This window comes from Shewanella sp. GD03713 (genome assembly GCF_029843705.1).
Taxonomy (GTDB): Bacteria; Pseudomonadota; Gammaproteobacteria; order Enterobacterales; family Shewanellaceae; genus Shewanella.
In genome coordinates this window covers 4,124,891-4,137,384 of sequence record NZ_JAOCIW010000001.1, presented here as the reverse complement: position 1 = coordinate 4,137,384, position 12,494 = coordinate 4,124,891, and the positions used below count along the sequence as shown (strand labels likewise).

Genomic DNA, 12,494 nt, shown 5'->3' with positions numbered 1-12,494 from the left:
AATTACACTCCGCGCTGCCAGCGTAGTGGTTTGACTTTCATCCCGTCGGATAACTGGGAAACTCCTGCACTCACAATCAAGTCGCCCTTGTTGATGCCGCCTAAGACTTCGATGCCTTGAGTAGTGACACGCCCTAAGGTGACGGCTGTGGGTTTCACTTCACCCGACTGAGACTGATACACCCACACTTGAACTTGGCCGTCTTGGTCGCGTTTATCGATGGCGGTGACTGGCACTATGGCCGACGCGGTTTGATCTGGTGTTTTTACTAAGGCGAGGGTTAACTCGGCGCTCATGCCAGGAAGTAACTGAATATCTTTAGGTTGCGGTAACGAAAACACCACTTCATAGGCCTGAGTACCCGGGGTCACTTGGGTCGAGTATTCTTTGAATTTCGCATCAAACTCCATGTCTGCTAATGCGCTAAAACGCACCTTAGCGGTAAAGTTTTGCTGCTGAATATAGTTGTTTAGGCTCGCCGCCATCGCTTCGGGGACTTGAATGCTGACATCAAGCAAACTGTTGTTTTGCAGCGTTAAAATCCCTTGGTTGGCCTGCACAATTTGGTGGTTATCCACTAAACGTTTGGCCACAGTGCCACTAAAGGGAGCGATAAGCTTGGTATAACTTAACTGGTCACGGGCGGCGGCTAAGGCGGCTTTGGCCGATTTAAGTTGCGCTTGGGCGCTATCAAACTCGGCTTGAGAGATTAATTTGCGTTTGAGGAGTTCGGTTTTACGCTGAAAATCCGCCTCTAAGAGCTCATGATCCGCTTCGCGGGTCATTAAATTGTTATAGGCATCCCTGTCATCGAGTTTAGCCAACAGGCTACCTTGACGGATCTGTTGTCCTTCCACTAATGCCAGAACCGTCAGTTCGCCGGAAATTCTAAAGGATAATTCAGCGCGGCTATTAGCACTGACGCGCGCCGGAAACGTCCTTAAATTTCCCCCTTCGAGTTGCTCAACTTCAAAGAGTTTTACTGGACGAATGGCACTCGCCTGTACCGAGCTTTCCGCTGGAGTGCAAGCTGTGAGCACGGCTGGCAATAAAGCCGCTAGGGGAAGCAGTCGATATGATTTCATGGTCAGGGAGTCCTCGATAACAATTTATCAGCATTTTAGGGACGCGAAGATAACAGCTAAATTTGTTGCAATAAACGGGATACTTTGGGATTATGAGTCCCACATAATGAGATTGAAATTAAGTTAAAAATGAAGACAGAGGACTTAGCGTTATTTCACCGCATAGCCGAAACTGGTAGTTTGATCGAAGCTGCTGATTTGCTTAACTTACCTAAATCGACCGTGAGCCGCCGTTTACAGGCGTTGGAAGATGAACTGAATATCAAGCTATTCCACCGCCAGAGTCGCTCGATGACGCTGACCTCAGCGGGAAGCCATTTTTACCATAGATCGCAAAACATTTTGGCGCAGCTCGACGAAACCCTGTTTGAGATGACTAACGAAGATGCTGAGATCAGTGGCCATCTTCGCATTCAAATGTTTCCTATCCACAGCATGAATGTACTGATGCACGCCATTTTCCGCTTTATGGATCTGCACCCTAAGTTGACCGTTGAAGTGATCAACAGCGCTGAATCCGTGGATATGGTGAAGAATAACCTCGATGTGGCCTTTGTGGTCGAGCCTGCATTGGACACCTTAGACCTAGTAGTGCGCCCCATCTTCACCACAGATCTGCGCTTTTATGCCAGTCCCCAATACCTCGCCGAGCACGGTACGCCGCGGACGCCACAGGAGATTGAGTCCCATAACGTGGCCTTGTTTAGGCTATCGAACGGCAAAATCTTCAATGAGTTATGGATTGGTGCCGAAGAAGAAGTGCGGGTCAGAGGCAATTTCTGCTCTAACAGTGTCGAAGTGGCGGTGGAGTTTGCTCTACAAGGCCGAGGCATAGTGTATGCCCCGACCGAAGTGGTGGTCGAGCATGTGTCTAACGGCCAATTAGTCACCCTGTTACCCGAGATTGACCCACATCCCGGGGAATGTTATTTGGCTTATCCTTCAAGACGTTATGTTAGTCTTGCCTGTCGCCGGTTTATCGACTTTATCATGCAAGAGTTGGCGCCAGAGGGCGTGCCGACCAATATGAGTGCCGAAGGTAATTTGGGGCGTCGCTCCTGCAAACCCTCGGAAGAACCGTTCCCGCCGAATGATGTCCGTTTTCGCCTGAAACACGCGGTGTAATCAGGCGTCTCTCAATGGCTAAGTTACCGCGGATACTGTGGCAGTGTGTGCAGTATGTGTGGCCACTTAGCCAGCGCCAGTGGCGCAGCAAATCGTCGCCGTTTGTGCCTTGATATGAGCCTGTTTTTCTTAACTTTCCTTAACGGCCGCGACCTTAGCTGCGGCCTTTTACGCTAAATCTTGCAGAGTTAGATCTTGCAGAGTTAGATCTTGCAGAGTTAGATTGCGTCGGCGGTTGTGACCTTGGTCGGCTCGCAAATACGCTGCGCAAGATAGTAACAGGCAATCCCCATCAAGAGATTCGTTATCGGCAGCGCCAGCAATAAGCCTTTCACGCCATCGATATAGGATCCCAGCGCCGCCAGTGGCAGCATCAGCAGCACTAAACGGCACAGGTTAATCACTAACGAACTCATGGGTCTGTGGTACGCATTGAGCGCCGTGGCAAAGATAATCACTATGCCCAAGGGGCCGTATGCGCAGGGCAGCACCAGAATATAAAAGCTTAACCACTCTAGTACCTGCGGATCAGTGCTGAATAAATGGGCGATAGGCTGAGCCAAAAACGCCAGCGGAATATAGAGTAAGGTTTGGAATACTAAGATAAATTTCAGCGATAACAGCAGTGCCTGTTTGGCCCTTTGCGGCTGCCCAGCACCGAGGTTTTGCGCGATAAACGGCATTAAGCTCGACGAGAGCGCCATCACTACAATCAAGAGCACCGACTCTAAGCGCGTGCCCGCACCAAAGGCAGCGACGGCGCTGTGGTCGATATGCGCCAGCATTGCCATAATCACCGCATTGGCGAGTGGATTGATTAAATTCATCAGAGCCGCTGGCTGGGCGATATGGGCGAGCTTACTCCAGTTGGCGCGCATTCTATCGATATCAAATGCCGCCCACTCCAACATATTGCGCTTAATAATCAACAAATAACCCGAGAGCGATAGGGCTACCAGCCAGGAGCACAGTGTCGCTATTGCTGCGCCTTGGATCTCTAAGCGCGGAAAAGGCCCGATACCGAAGATTAATAAAGGGTCGAGAATTAAGTTGATGATCGCCGCCAGCGCCATAATCATCGCGGGGGAGCGGGTATCTCCGGTCGAGCGTAATCCCTGATTCCCCACCATCAATAACACTAACAGTGGCGCACCCACATACCAATACACCATATAGTCGTGGATCAGCGGCAGGCTGGTGTCATTGGCGCCAAGCAAGCTAAACAGTGGCTTAATAAAAATGCTACCCAGGGCGGATAAACTGGCGATCAGGATAAAGGTCAGCAGAAGCGCATCGTGCAAAAACACTTTGGCACGTGGGGCATTGCCCGAGCCAATCAGCCTGCCAAGGTTGGTCGATACGCCAGCGCCAATCCCAATCGCAATGCTGGAAATAATCAAGGTCACTGGAAAGGTAAAACTGATCGCCGCTAAGGCTTCTGTTCCTAACTGGCTGATAAAAAAAGTGTCAGCGAGGCTAAAACCCAGAATGGTCATAATGCCAATCAAGTTAGGGAGGCTCATGTTGAGCAGTACACGACCAATTGGCGCGCTAAGCAGCCCGTGTCTGTCTTGCATGGGGAAATGGTGCCTTGTTTGCGAGCGGAGGCGGAATTCTAGCAGGATTGTGCTCGCTTGAAAAAACTGACATCAAAAAAATGAATTTTTTTTTGTAAAGGCACTTGGATCTGGCGAGGGCTAACCCCATATCACAGACATCAAAGGGGACGGCGAATACGCTTCCTCTTTTTCATCACAAAATCGCCTCGATTGTTGGGCATTAAATCATTAGGAGAGTTCATAGATGAATATTCGTCCATTACATGACCGCGTAATCGTTAAGCGTTTAGAAGTTGAATCAACTTCAGCGGGTGGCATTGTATTAACCGGTAGCGCCGCTGAAAAATCGACTCGCGGAGAAGTACTGGCAGTAGGCAACGGCCGTATTCTCGAAAATGGCACTGTAAGACCACTGGATGTGAAAGTAGGTGATGTAGTGATCTTCAATGAAGGTTACGGTGTGAAGAAAGAAAAAATCGACGGTCAAGAAGTCTTGATCCTGTCAGAAGCTGACCTGATGGCCATCGTAGGTTAATCCACGACATCAATTCGACATTCCAATTAATCATCAAAAATTTAAAGGATACTCAATATGGCAGCTAAAGAAGTTGTATTTGGTAATGACGCACGCGTAAAAATGCTGGCTGGTGTAAACATTCTGGCTAACGCAGTGAAAGTGACCTTAGGCCCTAAAGGCCGTAACGTGGTATTAGACAAGAGCTTTGGCTCACCACTGATCACTAAAGACGGTGTGTCTGTTGCAAAAGAAATCGAATTAGAAGACAAATTCGAAAACATGGGCGCGCAAATGGTGAAAGAAGTTGCTTCTAAAGCCAACGACGCCGCCGGTGACGGTACCACTACTGCAACCGTTCTGGCGCAAGCCATTGTAACTGAAGGCTTAAAAGCCGTTGCAGCGGGTATGAACCCAATGGACTTAAAGCGCGGTATCGATAAAGCCGTTGCTGCAGCCGTTATCGAGCTGAAAAACCTTTCTCAAGATTGCGCCGACTCAAAAGCTATCGCTCAAGTAGGTACTATCTCTGCTAACTCTGACGAGTCAATCGGCCAAATCATTGCCACTGCAATGGAAAAAGTCGGTAAAGAAGGTGTGATCACCGTTGAAGAAGGTCAAGCACTGGAAAACGAACTGGACGTAGTAGAAGGTATGCAGTTCGACCGTGGCTACCTGTCTCCATACTTCATCAACAAACCAGAAACTGGCAGCGTTGAATTAGATCACCCATTCGTACTGTTAGTAGACAAGAAAATCTCTAACATTCGCGAACTGTTGCCAATCCTTGAAGGTCTGGCAAAAACCGGTAAGCCATTACTGATCGTTGCCGAAGACGTTGAAGGCGAAGCCTTAGCAACGCTAGTTGTGAACAACATGCGCGGTATCGTGAAAGTGGCTGCGGTTAAAGCCCCAGGCTTTGGTGACCGTCGTAAGGCAATGCTGCAAGACGTAGCGATTTTAACTGGCGGTACTGTAATCGCTGAAGAAATCGGTTTAGAGCTTGAAAAAGCAACCTTAGAAGATTTAGGTACTGCTAAGCGTGTTGTGATCACTAAAGACAACACCACCATCATCGATGGTAACGGCGAACAAGCGCAAATCGAAGCGCGCGTTAGCCAAATCAAGCAACAAATCGAAGAATCAACTTCAGACTACGACAAAGAAAAACTGCAAGAGCGTATGGCTAAATTAGCTGGCGGTGTTGCGGTAATCAAAGTCGGTGCAGCTACCGAAGTTGAAATGAAAGAGAAAAAAGCTCGCGTAGAAGACGCGCTGCACGCAACCCGTGCTGCGGTTGAAGAAGGCGTGGTACCTGGCGGCGGTGTTGCTCTGGTACGTGTTGCTTCTAAGATTGCTGACGTTGAAGTGGCTAACGAAGACCAAAAACACGGTGTGGTTATCGCCCTGCGTGCAATGGAAGCGCCACTGCGTCAAATCGCAACCAACGCAGGCGAAGAAGCCTCTGTTGTAGCGAACAACGTGAAACACGGCAGCGGTAACTACGGTTACAACGCGGGCAACGACACCTACGGTGACATGTTAGAAATGGGTATCCTTGACCCAACTAAAGTGACCCGTAGCGCACTGCAATTCGCAGCGTCTATCGCAGGCCTGATGATCACCACCGAAGCAATGGTAGCTGAACTGCCAAAGGCTGATGCGCCAGATATGGGCGGTATGGGTGGAATGGGCGGAATGGGCGGCATGATGTGATCCTAGCTGGTTAAAATCGTTTATAGCTGCGTTACTTTGTTACTCGTGTAGAAAAACACTACACGTCGCAACAAAAAGCCTTGCTCTAAAACGATTTTTCCTGCGCTAGATTAGCAAAAACATCAGCGGTCTTTAGCTTAATCGCTAAACCCAAATTCATATAAATGAAAACCCCGATACTGGCAACAGTATCGGGGTTTTGTTTTTGGCGCTGATTGCGCCAGAGTGCCTGATAGTTTCTTTTTGTATTTGTGTTGCTAATAACGTGCAGCATCGCTGCTAAGGTCTGTGTCCCCTAATTGCTTGCCGCAGACTCTCGCACTGTTACACCAGTGATGGGTTTGGATTAGTTAATTCAAGTTGGAATAAGATTTAAATCAAAGTCGTGGGGCTTCACCCCACACCCGACCAAGGAGGACTGCTCGTCCTATCCTCCTTGGATGCTCCAAGACGCCCCAACGGAGTTGAAAGCCCCTTGGGCATTAAGCGTTCTTATGCTATCGCGTCAGACGCTCGTCCCTGATTCGACTGACGCTATCTCGGCATCCATGCCTCGCTCACGCAACGAACGCAAATGCCCAGCGGCAACTCCGAGGGGAGGGTGAACTTCTGGCATATTTGTATTGGCCGTGAATCACTAAAAGAGTGATACCTGCCCCATCATTCTATTTCATCTAAATTTGAGTATCTTTAAGAAATACATTTAGTATAAAATCGAAATAATCTTCGCTATACGAAATAAGTCCGATATTGTTTATTTCGAAATCAAACTTATCTCCTTGATGAAATATTGAACCTGCTACTTTGTCTAGTTTATATTGGGAATGTTTCGAGACTGCTTTTATTTCTGCTATAGCATCAAATGTTGACTTTACCTCAATGTTAGCAACGCCATTTTCACTAACTCTCACACCGCTAGCTTTTGCTCTTTTCAAAATTATATTGTTAAACTTTATTTTTACTCTATTAATTACATCTTCAATATTTATTTTAAGAGAACTTATATATAGTCTGTGATTGAATATTTCAGTTATATATTTTACTAGGCTTTTAATTGAACGAGGTGGAGAGGTAATCTCTATTAATTTATTACCTATAAATTTTAACTCAATGTGATTGTAAGTTTCTATGACTTGTTCTGACTCATTTCCGAATGGGTCTACAATGTATTGTGTTAACTTTATCTTTTCTACAAATGTTGTTTCAATAATGGCATCGGAATAAATTATGTTAATAAATCCAATTTCATTGTAATACTTGTTTTTTGATATTGTTGAGAATATTTCACTGATATCATAATCTGTTTTTATAGAAAGCCATCTACTCTTCACTATGTTCATTTTGGCTAACTCCCTTATATTCACTATGAATGGCTTTCATTATATCAAGGGCTGCATTTTCAAAAAGTGTAATGAATTTTGAGTTTTGATTGTTGTCCAACTGAGATTTACCCTTGTTATACTCACCATTTCCTTTGTATTTCCAGTAACCTTTTGATATATATGATAGGCCGCAGCAGTGTACTATATCGCTAAATTGAGCTTCAAATTCGAAAATATCAGGATCTGCTAATCTTTCTTCAACAGTCCATCTTATTCTCCAAATATAAAATCCTTTATCAAAAAGATCTTTTAGTTCTTGAGAATCTAGTACACTCTTTCCTTTGAGTGATACTCTCTTTATTTCTGGTATGTCATAGTTATCAAAGTCATTAATATCATCTACATCAACAGAGTTAGGATTGAATACAAATACATCTGAAACATCTCTAAGTTTATAATCATTCAAGATACTCACGAAATCAATAAAGAATTTCGATCTTAGGTTATGATCTGGAACACTAAAAAGACTAACTTCTTTTTTCTCTATCTTTCCATTTTTACCAATTTCTTCCACTATTTGGCTTACATAATCATCGAATTGATCATTATCAGGTCTTCTAATAATATAGGAGTTATCTTTACTTTTAACTATCTCAATATTGGCATTCTTTTTTACTACTTGATTAAATTCACTTTTGTCATAATGAAGTGATGAATAGGTAATATCAATAATGATCTTATCTGAATCTATATAGACATTACACTGATCGTTATCTGCAATTATTGATTCTTTTAGTATTTCTGCTGCATTCCAGAAATCATCTTTTGACGAATTACTTTCAATAAAGCTTGAGGTAATTTTCTCTTTTCTTGGATGTATACCTAGATGTTCTGCAATAACTTGATGATCATAATAATCGTGATGATATCTACAAAAGTTTCTTGCTAGTACTTTTTTATTCGTTTGCTTGCTAACTATTACACCACGTTTTAGAAACATATCAACAATATGATTAGATGTAATTTTGTACTGATTTAACGCATCATATAAAGCTTTATCTGTTACGCTATATAAATAATTATTTTTCATTCTATATCCCAACTCATTTCTTCTGGGCACATAAATTTCTTCACGGTATTGACGGATTCAATCTGTATATTAAATTGATTCATAATATCTTTGCTTTCATCATACTCAAGACCCCACGCATTTGCATAATTTTTTAATGCTCGAATAAATGTAGATTTAAGGCTAGGATTTCTATTTTCGCTTGTTACACGTATTCTTATGAGATTCCTTCCATCAAAAATTTGAAAATTAGATAGTGCATCTAAAAGATATAAGAACTCCATATCTTCATTACCTTCTCTATTGTAGTAGATGAGATAACCTTCGCAATAGTGAACTTGTTCTTTACCTTCTCTATCGTATGTCTTTGTTTTTTTGTGTTTTATTATTAAGTATGGCGAGGTGATTAACTCAATTGTTGCTGGTTTATTTAAGTGATTTTGGGATGATTTATGAAGTGTTAGTTGAGGGTAGTAAAAACCGTATTCATTATATTCACTGGGAAACTTCTTATTGGATATTAGATGTTCAATGTCTGCATTAATAGTTATCATATAATTGATTGCTTTAGGTTCTATTATATGAATCTGTATGTCTCTTTCGATACCTAGTTTATCTATTTTTATAGCAGCAGCTCTTTTTCCTTTAATAGGCTTAGGAGGGAAAAAGAAATCATAAAAATCTTTGTTTGATTGATTGTCGTGATTATATACAAAAAGAAGGCCTCGGATATCATAGCTTTCATCATCAATAATATATTTTCCTTTCCATTCTTGACTTCTTTTTGCACATGCAATTGTTTGACCTAAAGACTTCAGAGTCTTCTCTACCATCTCTTTCTTAATACTACTTTTACCGTAACTTTTTAAGTCCGTATTTAAATAGATAGTTTTGTTTAGGTATGGATCTTTATAGTAAAAAACAACATCCACAGGGTGTTGATGGGATTGTTCCTTTTCAGCAGGTTTGTGTTGCTCTTGCTTTTCACAGTGGAAGTCTTGATCTGCGGGTCCGTTTCTTCCCCACTTGAATCTGGTTAGAAGTTCTGCTGATATCTGTTTTGCAACGTCTTCTATTGGGCCATTCTCTGCCATCTTGTTACCTTTTCTTCTATTGTGAATAAACGAGAAGTTATGAATGATTTTTTACTTCCGCTTATTAATTGATATTGCGTTCAATTGATCTGAATGTTACAGCCCTTCAGTTTGGTTAAGTTAAGCAGGTTTATGTTTTGCACCTTACTGCTCTGGTTGAATATCTTTCTATAGAATCAGTATGGGCATAACTTTTCGGATGCCTACCTCCCATTCTTCTTTGCTCGCTTGATATCCCTAACCAACACTAATGTTTTGTTAGGTTTACGAATTTCAAAAAGATCTATGGCGGCAAATAAATCTATTAGTTTCTTAAAACCATAATTTCGTTGATCGAATGAGCTGTGATTGGAGATATGAGACCCAATTGGGCCGAGTTGTGCCCAGCCATCTTCCTCTTCGGTTGCTTCTATGGCTTGACGCAAAAGGTTGATCAGTTTGGTGTCACTTTTTAAATTACATTTTTGCGGTGTGGCGGTTTTGGGCTGAGTTTGCTCGGTTTTACTGACGGAGTCAGGTGTCGTTGGTGGAGGCTGAGTGGCTTCTGATATCACCTCAATTTCTTCTGCGACGACTACAGGTTCAGCGTCGAGGTAGAGGAAGCGAGAGCAACTATTCACGAAAGCGGCTGGTGCTTTACGTTCACCGAAACCAAAAACGGTTTTACCGTCGGCTAAGGCTCTGGTCACAAGGGGAGTAAAGTCGCAATCCGACGAGATTAAGCAAATAATGTCTATATCCGTCATTCCGCACCTAATTTTCGATTTAAAAAAACTTGACGGCGATCGGCCATTCTGATCTATTACTACTTTTTGCAGGTAGATCATTATGGCCACTCCCGCTATCGCTATTCGTAACCTCGACCACCTTGGTTTGGTCGCTGCACTCTGCCAAGAACTCGGCATTGCTCGCATGATTGATGCGGTGCTCCCCAAAACGCCGCCCTACAAAGTTTCACATGGTGAAGCCTTGGTGGCGATGATTCTGAATGGTCTTGGCTTTCATAGCTCCACCTTGCACATGTTCCCGCAATTCTTTGCCAACAAGCCTGTAGAGCGTCTGATTGGCCCTGGGATCTGTGCCGATGACCTAAATGATGACGTGCTCGGCCGCTGCCTTGATGCCCTCTTTGAGGCCGATGTCAGCACGCTTTATCAGGTGATGGCGGAACAGGTCGTCGAGCGATTGGAGCTCAAAAGTACCGCAGTACACCTCGATATCACCAGTTTCCACGTCGATGGTGCCTATGACCAAGTCGATGGCGAACAGCTCGGTAAGTTGCAATTGGTACGGGGCTACAGCCGCGACCACCGGCCAGAGCTAAACCAGGTTATCCTGGAACTTATCTGCGAAAATCAAGCCGGCCTGCCCATTTATATGCAAGCCTTGAGTGGCAATAGTAATGATACCAAGGCCTTTGCCCAGACCGTACGGCGCCACTTGAGCAGTCTCAAGGCCGCGCAGGAGAGTCGTTATCTGGTCGGCGATGCGGCGCTGTATTGCACCGACACCTTGCAACTACTGGCACAACAGCAACAGTTGTTCGTGACTCGTGTGCCTGTCACCCTCAATGAGGCCAAGCGAGCCGTGGCAACCATTGGCACCCAGTCGCTGGTTGCGCTGGGCAATGGCTATCATGGCTGTTGGCAAAGCGCCAATTATGCCGACGTCGCGCAGCGTTGGTTGCTGGTGCGCAGCGAACAGGCTAGCCACCGTGAGCAGCAAACATTAGCCAAAAACCTACTGAAAGACAGCACGCGTGAGCTGAAAGCCTTTGGCAAATTATGTGCTCAGCGTTTTGCCTGCGAGGCCGATGCGCAGGCTGAATTAGCCCGTTTTGCAGCCAACTTAAATCTGCTGCAACTGGAAGCAGAGGTCGTGAGTGAACCTCTCTATGCTGGGCGCGGAAGGCCGCAAAAGGGTGAAGTGCCGGTGAGCTACCAATTTCACATCAAGGGGTTAGCCGCAAGTAGCTTGGCGCGGGTAGCAGAGGCACGCAACCAGACTGGGGTGTTCATCCTCGCGACCAATGATCACAGTGAAACGCTCACCATGGCTGAGCTGTTGGCAATCTATAAAGCCCAGCAGAACGTCGAGCGTGGGTTTCGCTTTCTGAAAAGTCCCGAATTTTTAACCTCGTCGTTGTATCTTAAAAAACCAGAACGTATCGAAGCATTACTGATGGTGATGACCTGTAGCCTGATGATTTATGCGGCGCTGGAGCACCGTATCCGGCAGGGCTTAGTAGAGCAGAATCGCAGTGTGGCGGACATGAAAAAGAAACCCACGCAAAAACCAACTGCGCGCTGGATCTTTTTACGCTTTGGCGGGGTACACGAGTACCAGTTAGGAGAGGCGCCACCTCAGGTCACGGGGCTAACGGCCGACCAGCAGATCATTCTCGACGTGTTAGGTGAACGCTATCGGCAAATTTATTCCTAAATCAGGTGCGGAATGTCGGCTATATCCTTTGTGTAAAGAATATCCATAACATCAATAACTAAAGCGATATCGCTGGCATTTTTACCCTTGGTTAAATCGAATTGTTGAATAGGCTGAATGGCATATTCATGGAGAATTTCTTCCCATGGCTTTAGATTCGGACTCTTCCAATTCCCATAGGCCTTTCGAATACTGATGAGACCGTGTTTTGCAAGCTCAGCGAGTACCACGTCAAACTTTCTGGCTGGCGCATTATCGGCATCAATAAACACCGCAATTTTTTCTTTATTCTGCATGTGGGTTCCAACGAATGTAGTTGTTTTACTCGTTCATAAGCAGGGAGGTCGGTTTTAGCTTTGAAGTTAATGGCGGTGCTTTTATCCAAGTATGTAAGCACGCTACCGCCCATGGCACTTGCTACCAGACAGCAAATACAGACAATAAATTTTAAGAAAAACAATAATAAAGCTATCAGTTAATCGTCGAATGAACTTTAGCCAGAATCACAATTGTTTGAGAGGAGAGCATTGTTAAGGTGGGGATTGAAAACTTATCCTTGCATAGCTCA

General features: G+C 44.6%; 9 protein-coding genes and 2 pseudogenes. 4 read left to right on the top strand and 7 right to left on the bottom strand.

The window, feature by feature from the left end:
- Positions 1-2: 2 nt before the first annotated feature.
- Positions 3-1,085: an efflux RND transporter periplasmic adaptor subunit gene (locus N5E87_RS18140; RefSeq protein WP_086902162.1), complete on the bottom strand. Its 1,083-nt coding sequence runs from the start codon at positions 1,083-1,085 to the stop codon at positions 3-5.
- A gap of 129 nt (positions 1,086-1,214) precedes the next feature.
- On the opposite strand from N5E87_RS18140, the gene N5E87_RS18135 reads away from it, so the two are divergent.
- Positions 1,215-2,210 (top strand): LysR family transcriptional regulator, encoded by a 996-nt coding sequence (locus tag N5E87_RS18135; RefSeq protein ID WP_086902161.1) that lies wholly within the window; start codon positions 1,215-1,217, stop codon positions 2,208-2,210.
- 218 nt (positions 2,211-2,428) lie between these two features.
- On the opposite strand, the gene N5E87_RS18130 is transcribed toward N5E87_RS18135, so the two are convergent.
- Positions 2,429-3,787 carry an MATE family efflux transporter gene (locus tag N5E87_RS18130; RefSeq protein ID WP_086902160.1) on the bottom strand — a complete coding sequence of 453 codons (1,359 nt, stop codon included), beginning with the start codon at positions 3,785-3,787 and terminating at the stop codon, positions 2,429-2,431.
- Positions 3,788-4,013: 226 nt separating this feature from the next.
- Here N5E87_RS18130 and N5E87_RS18125 point away from each other — a divergent pair, with 226 nt between their 5' ends.
- Positions 4,014-4,304 (top strand): co-chaperone GroES, encoded by a 291-nt coding sequence (locus tag N5E87_RS18125; RefSeq protein ID WP_011071021.1) that lies wholly within the window; start codon positions 4,014-4,016, stop codon positions 4,302-4,304.
- 57 nt (positions 4,305-4,361) lie between these two features.
- Positions 4,362-5,999: a chaperonin GroEL gene (gene groL, locus N5E87_RS18120; RefSeq protein WP_089066912.1), complete on the top strand. Its 1,638-nt coding sequence runs from the start codon at positions 4,362-4,364 to the stop codon at positions 5,997-5,999.
- Between the two features lie 674 nt (positions 6,000-6,673).
- On the opposite strand, the gene N5E87_RS18115 is transcribed toward groL, so the two are convergent.
- The 4 genes and pseudogenes from N5E87_RS18115 to N5E87_RS18100 form a co-directional block, all read right to left on the bottom strand.
- Entirely contained in the window at positions 6,674-7,339 is a 666-nt protein-coding gene (locus tag N5E87_RS18115; RefSeq protein ID WP_279775619.1) for a hypothetical protein, read from the bottom strand.
- Complete coding sequence (locus N5E87_RS18110; protein ID WP_279775618.1) at positions 7,320-8,411, bottom strand: hypothetical protein; 1,092 nt, start codon at positions 8,409-8,411, stop codon at positions 7,320-7,322. The genes N5E87_RS18115 and N5E87_RS18110 overlap by 20 nt, the downstream gene beginning before the upstream one ends.
- Positions 8,408-9,484, bottom strand: coding sequence for a hypothetical protein (locus tag N5E87_RS18105; protein WP_279775617.1), 1,077 nt, complete (start codon positions 9,482-9,484; stop codon positions 8,408-8,410). Before N5E87_RS18105 ends, N5E87_RS18110 begins: the two co-directional genes overlap by 4 nt.
- A 203-nt stretch (positions 9,485-9,687) precedes the next feature.
- Positions 9,688-10,224 (bottom strand): annotated as a pseudogene (locus N5E87_RS18100) (OST-HTH/LOTUS domain-containing protein); the annotation flags it as partial.
- 88 nt (positions 10,225-10,312) lie between these two features.
- On the opposite strand from N5E87_RS18100, the gene N5E87_RS18095 reads away from it, so the two are divergent.
- A complete protein-coding gene (locus tag N5E87_RS18095; protein WP_218558478.1) occupies positions 10,313-11,926 on the top strand; it encodes an IS1634 family transposase in 1,614 nt (537 codons plus the stop codon).
- 20 nt (positions 11,927-11,946) lie between these two features.
- Here the strand turns inward: N5E87_RS18095 and N5E87_RS18090 are convergent.
- Positions 11,947-12,222, bottom strand: a pseudogene (locus N5E87_RS18090) (NYN domain-containing protein); the annotation flags it as partial.
- Positions 12,223-12,494: the final 272 nt, after the last annotated feature.